Origin of the sequence: Caballeronia sp. LZ062, from assembly GCF_031450785.1 — a bacterium.
Taxonomy (GTDB): Bacteria; Pseudomonadota; Gammaproteobacteria; order Burkholderiales; family Burkholderiaceae; genus Caballeronia.
In genome coordinates this window covers 1,087,238-1,104,621 of the sequence record NZ_JARTWB010000001.1, presented here as the reverse complement: position 1 = coordinate 1,104,621, position 17,384 = coordinate 1,087,238, and the positions used below count along the sequence as shown (strand labels likewise).

The 17,384-nt window shown below is 63.3% G+C and carries 15 protein-coding genes; 6 read left to right on the top strand and 9 right to left on the bottom strand.

All coding sequences use genetic code 11. The annotated features are described in order from the left end of the window. Window positions 1–449 precede the first annotated feature (449 nt). The 3 genes from P9239_RS05060 to P9239_RS05050 all read left to right on the top strand — a co-directional run bounded on the left by P9239_RS05060 (window position 450) and on the right by P9239_RS05050 (window position 2,687). Complete coding sequence (locus tag P9239_RS05060; protein WP_309749380.1) at window positions 450–1,961, top strand: ATPase domain-containing protein; 1,512 nt, start codon at window positions 450–452, stop codon at window positions 1,959–1,961. Then, a complete protein-coding gene (locus P9239_RS05055; RefSeq protein ID WP_309749379.1) occupies window positions 1,958–2,314 on the top strand; it encodes a response regulator in 357 nt (118 codons plus the stop codon). The genes P9239_RS05060 and P9239_RS05055 overlap by 4 nt, the downstream gene beginning before the upstream one ends. Window positions 2,315–2,432: 118 nt before the next feature. Continuing rightward, window positions 2,433–2,687 carry a CsbD family protein gene (locus tag P9239_RS05050; protein WP_175941047.1) on the top strand — a complete coding sequence of 85 codons (255 nt, stop codon included), beginning with the start codon at window positions 2,433–2,435 and terminating at the stop codon, window positions 2,685–2,687. Window positions 2,688–2,789: 102 nt separating this feature from the next. Here the strand turns inward: P9239_RS05050 and P9239_RS05045 are convergent, their stop codons facing one another. From P9239_RS05045 to P9239_RS05030, 4 genes are read right to left on the bottom strand one after another with little or no spacing between them, the layout of a single operon-like run. Continuing rightward, window positions 2,790–3,569 (bottom strand): fumarylacetoacetate hydrolase family protein, encoded by a 780-nt coding sequence (locus tag P9239_RS05045; protein ID WP_309749378.1) that lies wholly within the window; start codon window positions 3,567–3,569, stop codon window positions 2,790–2,792. A 51-nt stretch (window positions 3,570–3,620) separates the two neighbouring features. Next, window positions 3,621–5,828, bottom strand: a complete 2,208-nt coding sequence (locus P9239_RS05040) for an acetate--CoA ligase family protein (protein WP_309749377.1) — start codon at window positions 5,826–5,828, stop codon at window positions 3,621–3,623. 55 nt (window positions 5,829–5,883) lie between these two features. After that, entirely contained in the window at window positions 5,884–7,140 is a 1,257-nt protein-coding gene (gene frc, locus P9239_RS05035; RefSeq protein ID WP_309749376.1) for a formyl-CoA transferase, read from the bottom strand. A gap of 31 nt (window positions 7,141–7,171) precedes the next feature. Continuing rightward, window positions 7,172–8,938, bottom strand: a complete 1,767-nt coding sequence (locus P9239_RS05030) for a thiamine pyrophosphate-binding protein (protein ID WP_309749374.1) — start codon at window positions 8,936–8,938, stop codon at window positions 7,172–7,174. A 346-nt stretch (window positions 8,939–9,284) separates the two neighbouring features. Here P9239_RS05030 and sucC point away from each other — a divergent pair, with 346 nt between their 5' ends. Next, a complete protein-coding gene (gene sucC, locus P9239_RS05025; protein WP_309749373.1) occupies window positions 9,285–10,475 on the top strand; it encodes an ADP-forming succinate--CoA ligase subunit beta in 1,191 nt (396 codons plus the stop codon). Window positions 10,476–10,486: 11 nt separating this feature from the next. After that, on the top strand, window positions 10,487–11,359 hold the full coding sequence (gene sucD, locus P9239_RS05020; protein ID WP_309749372.1) for a succinate--CoA ligase subunit alpha: 873 nt from the start codon (window positions 10,487–10,489) through the stop codon (window positions 11,357–11,359). Between the two features lie 81 nt (window positions 11,360–11,440). Here sucD and P9239_RS05015 read toward each other — a convergent pair whose 3' ends face one another. The 5 genes from P9239_RS05015 to oxlT form a co-directional block, all read right to left on the bottom strand. Further along, window positions 11,441–12,172 (bottom strand): GntR family transcriptional regulator, encoded by a 732-nt coding sequence (locus P9239_RS05015; RefSeq protein WP_309749371.1) that lies wholly within the window; start codon window positions 12,170–12,172, stop codon window positions 11,441–11,443. Beyond that, window positions 12,162–12,383 carry a hypothetical protein gene (locus P9239_RS05010; RefSeq protein ID WP_244849861.1) on the bottom strand — a complete coding sequence of 74 codons (222 nt, stop codon included), beginning with the start codon at window positions 12,381–12,383 and terminating at the stop codon, window positions 12,162–12,164. The genes P9239_RS05015 and P9239_RS05010 overlap by 11 nt, the downstream gene beginning before the upstream one ends. Window positions 12,384–12,497: 114 nt before the next feature. Beyond that, window positions 12,498–13,511 (bottom strand): 2-dehydropantoate 2-reductase, encoded by a 1,014-nt coding sequence (locus tag P9239_RS05005; protein ID WP_309749370.1) that lies wholly within the window; start codon window positions 13,509–13,511, stop codon window positions 12,498–12,500. 139 nt (window positions 13,512–13,650) lie between these two features. After that, entirely contained in the window at window positions 13,651–14,595 is a 945-nt protein-coding gene (locus P9239_RS05000) for a LysR family transcriptional regulator (protein ID WP_309749369.1), read from the bottom strand. A 12-nt stretch (window positions 14,596–14,607) separates the two neighbouring features. Continuing rightward, entirely contained in the window at window positions 14,608–15,960 is a 1,353-nt protein-coding gene (gene oxlT, locus P9239_RS04995) for an oxalate/formate MFS antiporter (RefSeq protein WP_309749368.1), read from the bottom strand. 405 nt (window positions 15,961–16,365) lie between these two features. Here oxlT and P9239_RS04990 point away from each other — a divergent pair, with 405 nt between their 5' ends. Beyond that, entirely contained in the window at window positions 16,366–17,319 is a 954-nt protein-coding gene (locus tag P9239_RS04990; RefSeq protein ID WP_309749367.1) for a LysR substrate-binding domain-containing protein, read from the top strand. Window positions 17,320–17,384 lie beyond the last annotated feature (65 nt).

Sequence of the window (17,384 nt, the reverse complement as noted above, 5' to 3'; positions counted from 1 at the left end):
CTCGACCGGGCGAGAAGCGGCGGACGACGAAACCCAATGAGAAGCCAGACAAGCGGCGAGCGCGACGGCGCCCAAGATCGAGTGCGAACGTTTCATGGCATGGAAAGCAGAGGCTGGCGCAGAGCGCCGAAGAGCGGAGCCGGAAACTCACGGCATCCAGGACATCGAGACCGTATTTGACCAGCGCCGCCGCCCGCCGCCCATGAGAGGGTTCTCAAAGTCGTCTGTCCCGGACAAATCTGCAGCCCCCATCTTCACGGGCTCGGAATATGCACGGCGAACCGCGAATGCGCTCGCGCGGCCGTTTCCGCTGCGGCCCGGACGCATTGCGAAGCCAGTGCGCACGCGCGCGCGTAAGGATGCGAGCGCATCAAATAGCGACACGTTGCCGATAGTCAGCCATAATTCGCGTCCTGTATGAGCGGTTTCGCCGGTAAAAACGAAAATTCATGAGCCAAGACGACAATCTTCCCTCCGAGCCATCCCCCGAGCGCACTGCGAACGACGACAACGTCACAACCGGCGTCCCGGGGCTGGACGAAATACTCGGCGGCGGCCTCGTCGGAGGCGGGCTCTATATGATCGAAGGCATGGCGGGCGCGGGCAAGACGATTCTTTCCTCGCAAATCGCCTTTCACCGCGTCGCGCAGGGCGACAAGGTGCTGTACGTCACGCTCATCGCCGAATCGCACACGAAGCTCTTGTCGCATTTGCGCGCGCTGTCGTTCTACGACGCCGACGCCATCTCCGACCGCATGCTCTTCGTGAGCGGCTACCACGAACTGATGCGCGACGGCCTCTCGGGCTTTCTGGCGCTGATCGCTTCGACGATCAAGTCGAGCCGCCCGCGCTTCATGGTCATCGACGGCTTTCGCAGCGCACGCGAGTTCAGTTCGACGGAGCTTGCGCTTTCGCAGTTCATCCATGAACTCTCGGCGTTCGTGAGCGCGGCGCGCTGCACCACGCTGATTCTCGCGCCGCTTTCCGGCAACGAGCCGCATCCGGAACACACGCTCGTCGACGGCTTGATCGAACTGAACCGTTTCAGCAACGGCATGCGCCGCTCGCGCGAGATCGAGGTGCACAAGCTGCGCGCCCGCGATCATCTGCTCGGCAAGCATTTCTTCAATATCTCGACAAACGGCCTTGTCGCGTTCCCGCGTCTGGAGGCTTCGCCCGCTAATCAAAACGCCCCGCGCCACTACGATTCAAAGCTCACGTTCGGCTTCCCCGAATTCGACCGCATGATGGGCGGCGGCGTCGCGCGCGGCTCCACGACCACGCTCGTCGGGCCTTCCGGCGTCGGCAAGACGTTGCTCGGGCTCAAGTTTTTGCAGGCAGGCGTCGCAAACGGCGAGCGGTGCGTTTATTTCGGCCTCTACGAATCGCCGCAGCGGCTGATCGCGAAAGCGCGGCAAGTGAACATCGATCTGACCGATGCGGTGAAGGACGGGCGCCTCACCATCGACTGGCATTCGGCAGTCGAGCTGTCCATCGACGAACTCGCCGCGGAACTGCTCGCCGTCGTCGGGCGCACGAATGCGTCGCGGCTCGTGGTGGACGGCATCGACGGCTTCGGTCAGTCTGCGAACCGGGTTGAACGGTTCGGCCTCTTTCTCAACGCGCTCACGCTGCGGCTGCGCGATGCCGGCGTCACGACGATCATCACCGAAGAACTGACGCTGTATGGCGAACCGGCGCCGCCCGCGACCATGCGCGCATCGGCGATGACCGAGAACATCGTGCTCATGCGCTACGTCGAAGCGGATTCCGCGCTGCACCGTATGGTGACGGTCGTGAAGCAGCGCGAAAGCGCGCACGACTCGACGATCCGCCGCCTGACGATCGATTCTCGCGGCTTGCACATCACGGAGACTTTCATCGGGCCGACGGGCATCCTGTCCGGGCATCCGTCGCTTTCCCCTGCGCTGTCCGTGTCGGACCCCGGCCCGCGCACATGAAAAAGATCCTTGTCGTCGACGACGAATTCGACATCCTGACCACGTGGCGGCTCGTGCTCGAAATGGAAGGCTACGAGGTGACGACGGCGTCGAACGGGCGCCTTGCGCTCGACGCGGCCAACATGAACGCGCCGGACGTCATCATCACCGACTGGATGATGCCGCACATGGACGGCGTCGAGCTGATCCGCACTCTCGCGGCGAGCGACACGCTCAACAAGGTGCCGGTGATTCTTATGAGCGCCGCCGCGCACGCGCCGGAGCTGCATCATCCCGACGCGCGTTTTCGCAGAAAGCCGCTTTCCATCGACGATTTGCTCGCGCTCGTGGCTCATCTCGTGGACCCCGCGTGAGCGAAACGCGCGCTGGGCATGAACCGTGCTCTATCGTCCGTTCCGGCGCTGCCGGTTGAATCGAAGCAGTATCGGGGCAAGACCAACGCAAACCGCTTCAACGAGAATGGGAGGCACCATGGTGCAAGATCAAGTGGAAGGCACGGCTCAAAACGTGGTCGGCAAGGTGCAGGACGCGGTCGGCGCGCTGACGGGCGATTCGGGCACGCAGGTCGAAGGCAAGGCGCGTCAGGCGCTCGGCTCGCTGCAGCAGACGTACGGGCAGACGCTCGACAACGTTCGCAGCGCCGTCTCCGATCAGCCGATCAACGGCGTGCTGATCGCCGCGGCCGTCGGATTCCTGCTGGGCGCATTGTGGAATCGCGATCGGTAAGGTAAAGGCGACGCGCTGTGCTTCACGGCAGCGCGCACACGCTTGAGCGGCAAAGCCGGCGCCTCGCGCGCCGGCTTTGCCGTTTCTGCTTTCTCTCGACGCCTACGCCGCCAGCACATTCGACAACGTGCCGATCCCTCCGATTGACACATCGACACGCGCGCCGTCCTTGATCGACCCGACGCCGACGGACGTTCCACACGCGATCACGTCGCCGGGCGCGAGCGTCATGTCGTGCGAAAGCAGGCTGACCTGCTCGGCGGGCGAGAAAATCATGTCGTCGAGCGGGTAGTTCTGGCGCTCCACTCCGTCGACGGTCGTGACGACATTCGCGCTGCGCCAGTCGAAACCGCTGACGATTCCCGGCCCGAGGCACGTGAACGTGTCGAAGCCCTTCGAGCGGCACCATTGCGCGAAGTTGGGATCTTCCTGCAGCAGCTCGATGGCAGTGACGTCGTTCACGCACGTGTAGCCGAAGATCGCGTCCTCGGCTTCTTCCACCGACGCGCACGACACCTTCTTGCCGATCACGACACCCAGTTCGCCCTCGTAGGCAATCTTGCCGTGGTAATTCTTCGGCCGGCGAATCGACTCGTTCGGCCCGATGACCGACATCGGCGGCTTGATCAGAAAGAGCGGATGCTGCGGCGGCGCCTTGTCGAGCTTCTGCGAGAGCGCGTAGTAGTTGTTCCACAGCGCGATGACCTTGCTCGGCTCGCAGGGCGCGAGCAGAGTAAGGTCGTCCACGGCAAAGGAGATGTCGGTCGGGCGCGGCTGCTCGAAGAGCGCGCCGTCGTGCTGCACGACGCGGCCCGAGCGCTCGTCGAGCGTGCCAAAGCCGATATGCCCGTCGGCATCGCGAAAACGTATCCAGGTGGTCACGGAAATCCCTTTCTAGTTGGCGCGAGCCGCGGCCCGCGCCGTATTCTTGGATCAGATCAGGCCCGCGCCGCGCGCCCACTTGTATTTCGCGCCGAGCACCGCGACGGGCAACTCGGTCGAATACGCGTAAGCCGGCACGCCGTGCTCGTACAGATACTCGGCGGCCTCCTCCACCTGCACGTCACCGGCGAGCGACGCCACGATCGGCTTTTCGATGCCGCGCGCCTTCATCTCCTCCTTCACTTCGATCACGAGTTTGGCGAAGACCATCGGCGGCGTGATGATCGTGTGCCAATAACCGAGAATGATCGAATGGATGCGGTCGTCTTCGAGTCCGAGCTTGATCGTGTTCTTGTACGTGGTCGGCGGCTCGCCGCCGGTGATGTCGACCGGATTGCCCGCCGCGCCGAACGGCGGAATGAACTTGCGGAACGCGGCGTCGAGATCGTCGGGCATGGTCATCAGCGAAAGGCCGTTGTCCACGCAGGCGTCCGAGAGCAGCACGCCCGATCCGCCCGCGCCCGTGATGATGACGGTGTTTTCACCCTTCGGCGTCGGCAGCTTCGGAATGCCGCGCGCGAACTCGAGCAAGTCGCGCAGCGACCGGGCGCGGATCACGCCGCATTGCGCGAACACGTCCTCGTAGATCTTGTCGTTGCCCGCGAGCGCGCCGGTGTGCGAACTCGCCGCGCGCGCGCCGAGGCTCGTTCTGCCCGCCTTCAGCACGACGACCGGCTTTTTCTTCGACACGCGCCGCGCGGCTTCGGCGAAGGATCGGCCGTCCTTCAGATCTTCGCAGTGCTGCGCGATGATTTCCGTGTTGTCGTCCTGCTCGAAGAACGTGAGCAGATCGTCCTCGTCGATATCGCTCTTGTTGCCGAGGCCGACGATAGCCGAAACGCCCATCTTCGCCGAGCGCGAAAAGCCGATGATCGCCATGCCGATGCCGCCCGATTGCGACGAGAGCGCCGCCTTGCCCTTCACGTCGTAGGGCGTGCAGAACGTCGCGCACAGATTCTTCGGCGTGTAATAGAAGCCGTAGATGTTCGGTCCCATCATGCGGATATCGTACTGACGCGCAATCCGCACCAGCTCTTCCTGCCCCTCCTGATTGCCCGTTTCGGCGAAGCCGGACGGAATCAGCACCGCGCCGGGAATCTGCTTCTCGCCCACTTCGACGAGCGCCTGCGCGACGAACTTCGCGGGAATCGCGAACACGGCCACGTCGATCACGCCCGGCACGTCTTTCACGCTCTTGTACGCCTTGCGGCCCATGATTTCGTCGGCTTTCGGGTGAATCGGATAGATGGTCCCCTGGTAGCCGCCGTTGATCAGGTTTTTCATGACCGAGTTGCCGATCTTGCCGTCCTCGTTCGACGCGCCGATCACCGCGACGGCATCCGGCTTCATGATGCGGTTCATCTGCGTGACGATCTGCTCCTGCGTCGGGCGATAGCGCGGCTCGGCCGGCTCGAAGTCCATCACGATGCGCACGTCCGCCGCCACCGCTCCGTTCGGGCTCGCGAAGACCGGATTCAGATCCATCTCGGAGATTTGCGGGAAGTCGTCGACGAGGCGCGACACGCGCTCGATCAGCGTCACCAGTGCATCGCGGTCGACGGCTTCCGCGCCACGCACGCCGCGCAGCACATCGGCGGCCTGAATGCCGTCGAGCATCGACTCGGCTTCTTCGCGCGTCACCGGAGCTAAGCGAAACGTCACGTCCTTCAGCACTTCGACAAGCACGCCGCCGAGCCCGAACGCGATCAGCTTGCCGAACGACGGGTCCGTGACCGCGCCGATGATCACTTCCTGTCCCGCGCCGACCATCTGCTGCACCTGCACGCCCACGATGGTCGCGTTCGCATCGTACTTCTTCGCATTTTCGATGATCGTCGCGTAGCCTGCCTTCACGTCGGCTTCGTTCTTCACGCCGACGAGCACGCCGCCCGCCTCGGTCTTGTGCAGAATCTCCGGCGAGACGATCTTCAGCACCACCGGGAAGCCGATGAAGGACGCGAGCTTCGCGGCGTCGTCCGCGCTGGTCGCCACGCCTTCCTGCGGCACCGAGATACCGTAGGCGTCGCAGACGAGCTTGCCTTCCGGCGCAGTCAGCGACGTGCGGCCCTCGGCCTTCACGCGCTCGAAGATCTCCGCGACACGGCGCTTTGCGTCCGCTGCGTGCAACGGCACGACATTCGATGCGGGCGGGAAAGACTGGACTGCTTCGCTGCGTTCCTGGACGACCGTGCTGTTCATTTGGCGTGTCTCCGTTTATTAGAGGACGAGTTTCGTCCGCATCGGGAGTAAGGGTTCAGATCGCGCCGAGGCTCTTCAGCGTGGCGATCTGGTCCTGCGTGTAGCCGAGTTCGGCCATGACTTCATCGGTATGCTCGCCGAGCAGCGGCGAGCGCACGACTTCCGTCGGGCTGTCCGAGAGCTTGATCGGGTTGCCGACCGTCAGGTATTTGCCGCGCACCGGATGGTCCACTTCCACGACCGTGCCGGTCTTTCTGAGCGACGGTTCTTCGGCAATCTCCTTCATCGAGAGAATCGGGCCGCACGGAATGTCGTGCTTGTTCAGGATTTCCATGGCCTGAAACTTGGTTTTCGACATGGTCCAGCGCTCGATTTCCGCGAAGATTTCTTTCAACCGCGGCAGGCGCGCATTGGGCGTCTTGTAGTCCGGATGCTCGATCCACTCTTCCTTGCCGATGACCTTGCAGATTTCGCCCCACACCGGCGCCTGCGTGATGAAGTAGATGTACGCGTTCGGGTCGGTTTCCCAGCCCTTGCACTTGAGAATCCAGCCCGGCTGGCCGCCGCCGGATGCGTTGCCTGCGCGCGGCACCGCTTCGCCGAACTTGCCGTTCGGATACTGCGGGTACTCTTTCATCACGCCGGTGCGTTCGAGGCGCTGCTGGTCGCGCAATTTCACGCGGCACAGATTGAGCACGCCGTCCTGCATGGCCGCGAGCACTTTCTGCCCGCGTCCGGTGCGGTTGCGCTGATACAGGGCCGTGACAATGCCGAGCGCGAGGTGCAGCCCCGTGCCCGAATCGCCGATCTGCGCGCCGGTGACGGTCGGCGGACCGTCGTCGAAACCCGTGGTCGATGCCGCGCCGCCCGCGCACTGCGCGACGTTCTCGTAGACCTTGCAGTCTTCGTACGGCCCCGGCCCGAAGCCCTTGACCGACGCCACGATCATCGCCGGGTTCAGTTCCTGGATGCGCTCCCACGAGAAGCCCATGCGGTCGAGCGCGCCCGGCGCGAAGTTCTCGACCAGCACGTCGCACTTCTTGACGAGCGTTTCGAGCACTTTCTTGCCCTCGGGATTCTTCGTGTCGATGGTGATCGACCGCTTGTTGTGGTTGAGCATCGTGAAGTAAAGGCTGTCCGCGTCGGGGATATCGCGCAATTGCTCCCGCGTGATGTCGCCTGCGCCGGCGCGCTCTACCTTGATAACGTCCGCGCCGAACCACGCCAGCAACTGCGTGCAGGTCGGACCCGATTGAACGTGCGTGAAATCGAGGATGCGAACGCCATCCAGTGCCTTGCCCGAGGTGTTCATGGCTGTCTCCCTGTGTCTTCGATCGCGTTCTTTATTTGTACATCGTCTGGGCCATCGTGCCAGGCGCGTACACCGTAGGATCGACCCAAATATTGATGACCGCGCTCTTGCCGGTTTTCGCGATGGACTCGCGCGCGCGCTGCAACGCGCCCGCGATTTTCGACGCCTCGTAGACTTCCTCGCCGTAGCCGCCGAGCATCTCAGCGAAGCGGCCATACGGCACGTCCGAGAGCAGATTGCCGACGTTGCCGCGCTCTTCGCCGTATTTCGCGAGCTGGCCGTAGCGAATCTGGTTCATCGCCGAGTTGTTGCCGATCACCGCGATATACGGCACGCCGAAGCGGTTGGCCGTTTCCATGTCGAACGAGGTCATGGAGAACGCGCCGTCGCCGTAGTAGCAGAGCACTTCCTTCTCCGGATTGGCGAGGCCCGCCGCGATGGCGAATCCCGTGCCGACGCCGAGCGAGCCGAGCGCGCCGGGGTCCATCCACTGGCCGGGGCGGCGCGGACGCACGGCTTGCGCCGAGATCGTGACGACGTCGCCGCCATCGCCGATATAAATGGTGTCGTCGGACAGGAACTGATTGATCTCGTGGGCTACGCGATACGGATGAATCGGGCTGGCATCGGACGTGAAGAGCGGCATGAGCTTGGCGGTCGCGGTTTCTTCCGCCGCCGCGAGTTCGCGCATCCAGGCCTGGCGCGACTGGCGCTTGTCGTTCTTCAACCGGCCGCTCGCGGCTTGCAGCACCGCGCCGAGAATCGCGCCCGGATCGCCGACAAGACCGAGGTCGATATCGCGATTCTTGCCGACCGTACGGTAATCCATGTCGATCTGCACCAGCTTCAGTTCCTTGCTGATGCGCTTGCCGTAACCCATCCGGAAATCGAACGGCGTGCCGACGATCACGATCAGGTCCGCCTTCGCGAAAGCCTGCGAGCGCGTGCGGTCGAAGTGATGCGGATCGCCCGGCGGCAAGAGGCCGCGGCTCGCGCCGTTGAAGTAGCCGGGAATATCGAGGCCGCGCAGCAGCGCGATCGCTTCTTCATGGCCGCGCGCCGTCCACACTTGCTGGCCGTACAGGATCGCCGGGCGCTCGGAGTTCACAAGCAGATCGGCGAGCTTTTCGATGTCCTTCGGATCACCGACCGATTTTGTCGATGCACGATAGCGCCCGGGTTGCGGAATCACGGCCTTGCTCACGTCGATTTCACGGTCGAGCACGTCGCGCGGGATTTCCAGATACGCCGGGCCGGGCGCGCCGTTGAAGGCTTCGCGGGCGGCCATCGACACGATGTCGGCGACGCGCTCCGTGCTCGGCACGGTCGCCGCGAACTTGGTGATGGGCGACATCATGTCGACGTGCGGAAGGTCTTGCAGCGAGCCCATCTTGTGCTGCGTGAGTGCGCCCTGCCCGCCGATATGGATGATCGGGCTTTCCGAGCGAAACGCCGTGGCGACGCCCGTGACCGCGTTCGTGCAGCCGGGGCCGGCGGTCGTCACCACGCAGCCGAGCTTGCCGGTTTGACGCGCGTAGCCGTCGGCGGCGTGGGCGGCGACCTGTTCGTGGCGCACGTCGATGATCCGGATGCCTTCATCGACGCAGCCGTCGTAGATATCGATGATATGACCGCCGCACAGCGTGAAGATGGTATCGACGCCTTCGTTCTTGAGCGCTCGCGCGACGAGATGGCCGCCCGAAACGACGCCCGCGCCGCGCGTCTTTTGCTTGAGCGTGTCATCGGCGGTGGTGGTGGCTGGAGCGACTTCCGGACGGCTGCTGACGACTTCGGACATGTGTTGTCTCCTCCTCGAATGGGTGATTTCTCTCTCGCCGAACGTCGCGCTGTTCGTCCGGTTGCTGTGATATACAATATTCCACACACAGTATTAGTCAACGAACATCTGATTGGAACAAACCCTGTGACGCGGCGCATCATCGCTCCGTCGCCTGTTGCGACGGGATTAAAGCGGCTCGATATGCTGCACTGAAGCATCAAGTAACGATTCCGCGCACACCTTGATATGTGATATATCTAATACGCGCAGCGGCGTCTTCAGTCTGCGCCATCCCATGAGACGTGCTGACAAGCGACTGCACCGGCCGGCTCCGGCCGCACGCCTGGTCGCAACAGGAGACGGAATGAACATCCACGAATATCAAGCGAAGGCGCTACTGCGAAAGTACGGCGTCGCGGTGCCGCATGGCCGCGTCGCTTTCACGGCGCAGGAAGCCGCGGATGCGGCCAGCGCGCTCGGCGGCCCGGTGTGGGTCGTGAAGTCGCAGATTCATGCGGGCGGGCGCGGCGCGGGCCGCTTCGCCAACGATCCGGAGGCCAAAGGCGGCGTGCGCGTGGTGAAGTCGGTGGAAGACGTGCGCGAGAACGCTCAGAAGATGCTGTCGTCGGTGCTCGTCACGAAGCAGACCGGACCGGCCGGCAAGGAGGTGAAGCGTCTTTATATCGAGGAAGGCTGCGATATCGCACGCGAGCTGTATCTCGGGATGCTCGTCGACCGGGCGACGTCGCGCATCACGATCATGGCGTCGACGGAAGGCGGCATGGAGATCGAGGAAGTCGCGCATCGCACGCCCGAGAAGATTCTCAAGGTCGCGATCGATCCGGCGACCGGCCTGCAGCCCTTTCACACTCGGAAGATCGGGTTCGGGCTTGGGCTCACCGGCAATCAGGTGAAAGCGGCGGCGGAGTTCATCGCCGCGCTGTATCAGGCGTTCGTCGAGCTCGATGCGTCCGTGGTCGAAGTGAATCCGCTCGTCGTGACCGGCTCCGGCGACGTCATGGCGCTCGACGCGAAGCTCAATTTCGACGACAACGCGCTGTACCGTCGTCCGGACGTGGAAGCCCTGCGCGACGAAGACGAAGAAGATCCCGCCGAAATCGAAGCCGCGAAGCACGGCCTCAACTACGTGAAGCTGGACGGCAGCATCGGCTGCATGGTGAACGGCGCGGGCCTCGCGATGGCCACCATGGACATCATCAAGCTCTACGGCGGCGAGCCGGCGAACTTCCTCGACGTGGGCGGCGGCGCGACGCAGGAACGGGTGGCGACCGCCTTCAAGCTGATCCTGCGCGATCCGAAGGTGCAAGGCATTCTGGTCAACATATTCGGCGGCATCATGCGCTGCGACGTGATCGCAGAAGGCGTCGTCGCGGCGGCGCGCGAAGTCGATCTGCGCGTGCCGCTCGTGGTGCGTCTGGCCGGCACCAACGTCGATGCAGGACGCGACATTCTGCGCGCGTCCGGACTCACCATCATTTCCGCCGACAATCTCGCCGATGCCGCCGACAAGATCGTCAGCGCCGTCCACCATTGAGAGGAAGCCCCATGAGCGTCTTGATCGACAAGCACACGAAGGTGATCTGCCAGGGCTTCACCGGCGCGCAAGGCACCTTTCACTCGGAACAGGCGATTGCATACGGCACGCGAATGGTCGGCGGCGTCACGCCCGGCAAGGGCGGCACGACGCATCTCGATCTGCCGGTCTTCGACACCGTCGCCGACGCGGTCGCCAAAACCGGCGCGGACGCTTCCGTGATCTACGTGCCGCCACCCTTCGCCGCCGATGCGATCCTCGAAGCCATCGATGCCGAAGTGCCGCTGATCGTCTGCATCACCGAAGGAATCCCGGTGCTCGACATGGTGCGCGTGAAGCGCGCACTGGCGGGTTCGCCGAGCCGGCTCGTCGGGCCGAACTGTCCGGGCGTCATTACGCCGGGCGCGTGCAAGATCGGCATCATGCCGGGGCATATTCATCAGCCGGGGAAGATCGGCGTGGTGTCGCGCTCGGGTACGCTGACGTATGAAGCCGTCGCGCAGACGACGGCGGCCGGGCTCGGCCAGACGACGTGCATCGGCATCGGCGGCGATCCGGTGAACGGGACCAATTTCATCGACTGCCTCTCGCTTTTCCTCGCCGACGACGCGACTGAAGGCATCATCATGATCGGCGAGATCGGCGGATCGGCGGAGGAAGAAGCGGCGCAGTTCCTGAAGGACGCGAAAACGAAAAAGCCGGTGGTCGGCTTCATCGCCGGTACGAGCGCGCCGCCGGGACGCCGCATGGGGCACGCGGGCGCGATTGTCTCGGGCGGCTCGGGCACGGCGAGCGCGAAGATCGACGCGATGAGATCGGCGGGCATCCATGTCGCGGATTCGCCCGCGGCGCTCGGCGAAACGATGCTGCGGGCGATGCGCTAGCGGGTTCTGCGGGCGCAAAAAAAGGCCGCACGGCGATTACCGTGCGGCCTTTTGCTTGTGACTATTCGCGCTGCTCGAAGCTCAATCCAGGAAATCGCAGTTTGCCTCGACGAACGCCGCCAGATCCAGCGAGTGCTGCCTCACGAGCCGCTCGACGAGCTCGGTGTCCCGCTTCTCCAACGCCTCGATGATGCGCATGTGATCGACGATCGAGCGCGACGCGCGGTCGCTCTGCGAGATCGTCATCTTCCGGATGGCGCGCACGTGCACGAAGATGTTCTTGATCGTGTCGAAGATGATTTGCGACTTCGACAGCCGCACGATCGCCTGATGGAACGCGATATTCGCTTCCGAGTACTCGTCGATATGCTCGGCCGGCGTGCTGTCGCGGAAATTGTCGAACATGTGACGAAGCTGCGCGATTTCCTCGTCCGTCGCGCGCTGCGTGGCAAGGCGCGCCGCCATGCTTTCGAGCGCCGCCCACATGTGGATCATCTCGACGATCTCGCGCTTGGTCTTGCGCAGGATATACACCCCGCGACGCGGCACCGTGCGCAGAAAGCCTTCCTGCTCCAGCAGCGTCATGGCCTCCCGGATAGGCGTTCGCGAAACGCCCAGCGCTTCGGTCAGCTCTTTTTCGTCCAGACGGATTTCTTCCCGCGAACGGTAGATGTCCGCCTCCGCGATGGCCTGCCGCAGTTTGGCGTACGCCTGATCGCGCAGCGAGACCGTGGCGTTAATCGGCTCGAGCGACAGCGCCAGCCCGCTCGGGCGAACTTCCGGCCTGTCTACGGATTGAGTATCAGATGGCATTGATGGCTTGGTTTCCCATTTGCGGACGGTCCGCGACGACGCGCTTGCCCGAACCGCCATTCTGGTCGTCCGCCGCGAGTCCGGCAAACCGACCGTGTTCCTGTGCGCGTTGCAGCATGTCCTGCGGCACCGCCGACGCAATCATAAACGTAACGCCCACACCCACGGCAACCAGCGCGATTCCAACGACAACCAACAAGGCGATGCTCATTTCAGGCTCCGGTCAAATCACTCAAGAGCCTTCAGTATATGGTGCAACGCAGCAGGACGCAACATATTTTGCATCTTGTATATCAGAAACAACGCGGGTGCCGTTGGATGCAGTTTAGGCTGCTTTTTGCGTCTGCGGCGTCGGCTGGGCCCGGGCGGTTCCCTGATTGACGGCTTCGCGCAGCTTGATCAATGCAAGGACGGCATCGATCATCGGCGTCTCGACATTAACCAGGCGCCCGATTTCCTGCACGACCGTGATGAGCGGATCGATTTCCATCGGCCGGCCCGCTTCGCAGTCCATGAGCATCGACGTTTTGTGCGCGCCCACCGCGCCCGCGCCGTTGATGCGCCGCTCGACGTCCACCCGGAAGTTGACGCCGAGCTTGTCGCCGATCGCCTTCGCCTCCAGCATCATCGCCTTCGACAGCGCGCGGGTGCCAGGATCGCTCGTGAGGACATCGAGCGTAGCGTGCGTGAGCGCGCTGATCGGGTTGAAGCAGAGGTTGCCCCAGAGCTTCAGCCAGATTTCGTCGCGGATGTTGTCGCGCATCGGCGCTTCCATGTCGGCGGCGGCCATGATGTCGTGCAGCGCCTGAAGGCGTGGCGTGGTCTCCCCGCTGGGCTCGCCGATGGGAAACTTCTTGCCATAGTGATGCTCGATCACGCCCGGCTCCGCAATCTCCGCAGCGGGCAGCAGCACGCAGCCGATAGCCCGCTCCGGTCCGAACACGCTCCACTGCCTGCCGCCCGGATCGATGCTTTGCAGTGTCGTGCCGGCGAGCGCGCCGCCGTGCTGATAGAAATACCAGTAAGGCAAGCCGTTGACCGCAGTCACGATCGCCGTGTCGGGTCCGAGCAGCGGCGGCATCAGATCGACCACGCCCGGCACCGAATGCGCCTTCAGCGCGATGATCACGTAGTCCTGCGGCCCGAGTTCGGCGGGATTGTTCGTGCAACGTACCTTGACGGTGTGCTCTGCCCCGTCGATCCGTAGCCGCACGCCGTTCGCCTGCATCGCCGCGAGGTGCGGCCCACGCGCGACGAAGCTGACGTCCGCTCCAGCGCGCGCGAGTTGCGCGCCCATGTAACCGCCGATGGCGCCGGCGCCGTACACGCAGATCTTCATGGTTGTCTCCTAGAGTCGTAGGCTTGCAGCTTCTGATATACAAGATACTACATTCCACGTTCCGCCAGAACAAGGCGATTCGTGCGACGGCAGACGAGCGAAAACCCGTATGCGGCGGCGCCTTCCGATTCGTGAGAGGTCAGGCCTCGACGGCCTGCAACGTATTCAGAGTATGCGTCGAAGCGATGATGTGCGACCAGACGTTCGCCGCGCTCTCGCGCAAAGCGCGGCCTCGGCGACGCACGATCATGACTGTGCGAGCAATTTCGGGCGTGAGGGGAATGAAGCGCGTGCGTGCGCTGTTGCAAACGAGCCGCGTGTGCATGGGCAGCACGCCGACGCCGAGACCCGCCTCGGCCATGCGCGCCACGGCTGCCGGTTGCGTCAGCCGCTGGCGCACGGCGCCCGCTACCGCGTGGCGGGCGAGCGCGGCCTCGACGGAGGCAAGGCTGCCCGTATCGTCGTCGAGGAGAAGGAGCGGCGTGGCGCGCAACTGATGCCAGTCCAGACGCGACGCCTGCGCCAGCGGATGCGACGCGCCGACGACGGCCGCGAAAGCATCGGCGAAAAGCGGTTCGGCGGCCAGTTCGTCCAAGGTGTCCGGCGCGATCACGATGCCGATTTCCGCCTCGCCCGACCGCACGAGCTGAAGCACGGCATTCTGCGGGCGGTCGATGACCGCAACCGTCACATCCGGCAGCCGCTCCTTGCAGGACGCGAGCAGCGCCGGCAAGACGCTCGCCGTCAGACCGCAACTGCTCGCTATGTGAACGACGCCTCGTCCGGTGAAATTGTCCGGAGAAGGCCGCAGCGTCGCTTCCAGTTCCTCGACGAGCGGCGCGATACGCGCGAGCAGCTTGCGCCCCGTATCAGTCAGCGTGACCTGCCGCGTGGTCCGGTCGAAGAGCCGTAGCGCGATTTCTTCTTCGAGCTCTCGAATGCTGCGGCTGACCGCCGATTGCGTGATGCCGAATTCGTCGCCCGCGCGAGTGAAGCTGCGATATCGCGCGAGCGTCACGAAGAGCCGCAACTGATGCAGCGATACCGAAGGCCCATGCGCGGGAGCGGCCGTACGTACGCGCATGCGCTGCTTTCCTTATTGGACCGACGTCTTGCCCGGCGCTTCGGGCCAGCCGGCCTGAAAGGACGCGTTGACCGATGAATCGCCCGAGGTCGCTGCAACGGTGTTCTCGATCCAGCGCTTTCTCATGGGCGCGAGCACGAACTTGGCGCACAGGCCCGCGGCAATCGACGTCGTCGCGGCCGTGATGAACACCGCGTTCCATGAACCGATGGACGCGAGCACCGACGCGAGCGGCACCAGCATCGACGCCGTGCCCTTCGCGGTGTACAGCGTACCCGCGTTGGCGGCGGCGTACTTGCTGCCGAACGTGTCCGCGCAGGTCGCCGGGAAGATCGAGAAGATTTCGCCCCAGCACAGGAAGGTCATTGCGGCGAACAGCATGAAGAGATACGGATGATGGCCGAACTGCATGAGCCCGAGCAGCGCCACGCCTTCGCCTAGAAAGATGATGAACATCGTGTTCTCGCGGCCGATCCGGTCGGAAATGAAACCGCACAGCGGACGCGTGAAGCCGTTGCACAGGTTGTCGATGGAAAGCGTCATCGCCAGCAGCGGCAGCGTGATGCCGAACAGGTTCACCGGCATCTTCGCGAAGCCGTATTCCTTCGCTATCGGCCCGAACTGCGCCGTGGCGATCACGCCGCCCGCCGCCACGAACACGAACATGAGGTACAGCACCCAGAAAAGCGGCGAGCGCACCATCTGGCCGGTCGTGTAGTCGATTTTCGTGGACACGATCCGCCTGGCCGGCGCGACGTTCACCGGCGGCTTCGGCCGCACCAGCATCAGCGCGAGCAGGAAAATGCACACGCCCTGGAAGATGCCGAAGAACATGAACGCGTGCTCGTAGCCGGACGACTGGATCATGTTCGAGATCGGGATGACCGTGACGGCCGCGCCCGCGCCGAAGCCCGCCGCCGTCAGGCCCGCCGCGAGTCCGCGCTTGTCCGGGAACCACTTGAGCGCCGTGCCGACGCACGTGCCGTACACACAGCCCGCGCCGATGCCGGCAATCACCGCCGCGATGTAGAGGTGGACGAGACTCGTCGCGTGCGCATCGATGACCCAGCCGATGGCCGCGCAAACCGATCCGCCGATCACGACCGGGCGCGGTCCGAATTTGTCGACGAGCCAGCCTTCGACCGGCACGAGCCATGTTTCGGTGACGATGAAGATGGTGAATGCCGTCTGAATCGCCGCTTGACCCCAATGGTGCTTGGCATCCATCGGAACAACGAAAAGGGTCCAGGCGTATTGAAGATTGGCGACGAGGCCCATGCATACGATGCCGATCGCCAGTTGGATCCACCGGTTGTGATGACGCCCGTGCGACTGCCCGGACACCATCGTGTCTGCGCTTGCCATGTCTGTCTCCGATATCTGTCTCTGCGCTCGTGCGGCGCTTGATGTACAGCGAGATCACCGGCGAAAAGCCGGCGGGCGATGCGGTCGGTCAGGGAAGATGCTCGGGCCAGGCGGCGCGGGCGTGGCGTCGCGTGTCCCGGAGGGCGATGGGTTCGCACATGTGGGCAACATCCGCGTCAGGCGATCGAAGAATCATTTCGAGCGATTCCCAATAAGTCCGGATGGGCGATGCAGCCCTTTCGGGCTTGGTGTACTGCGGCGATGCCGTGCGCCTAGCAAGCGTCAGCTATAAAGCGGCTTACAACTGCGGGGCACGTGAAAGCATCGTGCGGTACAAAAATGATTAAGGAAAGTTAAAAAAAATTATTGTATAAGTTAGCTATCGTGAATGGATGAGAGCTTGCCGTGCTAAGGAACGCCACCCTGCGCCAACTCAAAATCTTCGAAACGGTCGCGCGGCGGCTCAGTTTTTCGCGTGCGGCGGAAGAGCTCTATCTCACGCAGCCGGCCGTCTCCACGCAGGTCAAGCAGCTGGAGGAACACGCCGGTTTGCCTCTCTTCGAACAGCTCGGCAAGAAAATCTATCTCACTCCGGCCGGCAACGAAATGCTCCATTACAGCAGGGCGATATTGGAGCAATTCCGCGAAGCCGACGACGCAATGGCGCGTCTCAAGGGTATTTCCGGAGGCACGCTCAACGTCGCCGTGATTAGCGCGGGCGATTACTTCTTTCCCCGGCTTCTGGCCGAATTCACCAAACGTAATACCGATGTGCGGCTCAATCTCGCTGTTCATAACCGCGAGGAATTGCTGCATCAACTGTCCGACAATCTGACGGATCTGGCCGTGATGGTGCGGCCGCCGCGCGATATGGATACCGTCAACGTATCGTTTGCGCCGCATCCTTATGTGATCGTCGCGCCACCGGATCATCCGCTCGTCGGGCAAAGCGATATTCCGCTGGAAGCACTCGCCGATGAGCCGTTCATCGTTCGCGAACGCGGCTCGGACACGTGGAATTCCATGGAAGAAGGCTTCGCGGGCAGACTGACCAACCTGAACGTCGCGATGGAGATTACGAGCACCGAGACCATCAAACAGGCGGTGATCGCGGGAATGGGACTGAGTTTTCTATCGGCGCATACCATTAGCATGGAGTTGCAGGTCGGCAAGCTGGCAGTGCTCGACATCGAAGGCTTTCCGGTCATGCTCAACTGGTTTGTCGTGCACCGCAATAACAAGCGTCTGCCGCCAGTGGCGCTGGCGTTCAAGCATTTCCTGATCGAAGAAGGCGCGGCCCAGATCGAGGCGATAACGCATATCGTCGCCAAGACGGGAAAGCCGACCCATAACCTTTAGGGAATGAGTAAGCGAAGAAACTTTGACTGTCGTGTATGAATGGCTTTGCCTATTCTCGCTCTATG

Bases quoted from the DNA above. Each gene is read 5' to 3' on its own strand.
- P9239_RS05050 (WP_175941047.1), top strand. From the start codon at position 2,433: ATGGTGCAAGATCAAGTGGAAGGCACGGCTCAAAACGTGGTCGGCAAG.
- P9239_RS05030 (WP_309749374.1), bottom strand. From the start codon at position 8,938: ATGTCCGAAGTCGTCAGCAGCCGTCCGGAAGTCGCTCCAGCCACCACC.
- sucC (WP_309749373.1), top strand. From the start codon at position 9,285: ATGAACATCCACGAATATCAAGCGAAGGCGCTACTGCGAAAGTACGGC.
- P9239_RS05060 (WP_309749380.1), top strand. From the start codon at position 450: ATGAGCCAAGACGACAATCTTCCCTCCGAGCCATCCCCCGAGCGCACT.
- P9239_RS05040 (WP_309749377.1), bottom strand. From the start codon at position 5,828: ATGAACAGCACGGTCGTCCAGGAACGCAGCGAAGCAGTCCAGTCTTTC.
- oxlT (WP_309749368.1), bottom strand. From the start codon at position 15,960: ATGGCAAGCGCAGACACGATGGTGTCCGGGCAGTCGCACGGGCGTCAT.
- sucD (WP_309749372.1), top strand. From the start codon at position 10,487: ATGAGCGTCTTGATCGACAAGCACACGAAGGTGATCTGCCAGGGCTTC.
- P9239_RS05005 (WP_309749370.1), bottom strand. From the start codon at position 13,511: ATGAAGATCTGCGTGTACGGCGCCGGCGCCATCGGCGGTTACATGGGC.
- P9239_RS05055 (WP_309749379.1), top strand. From the start codon at position 1,958: ATGAAAAAGATCCTTGTCGTCGACGACGAATTCGACATCCTGACCACG.
- P9239_RS05000 (WP_309749369.1), bottom strand. From the start codon at position 14,595: ATGCGCGTACGTACGGCCGCTCCCGCGCATGGGCCTTCGGTATCGCTG.
- frc (WP_309749376.1), bottom strand. From the start codon at position 7,140: ATGAACACCTCGGGCAAGGCACTGGATGGCGTTCGCATCCTCGATTTC.
- P9239_RS05015 (WP_309749371.1), bottom strand. From the start codon at position 12,172: ATGCCATCTGATACTCAATCCGTAGACAGGCCGGAAGTTCGCCCGAGC.
- P9239_RS05010 (WP_244849861.1), bottom strand. From the start codon at position 12,383: ATGAGCATCGCCTTGTTGGTTGTCGTTGGAATCGCGCTGGTTGCCGTG.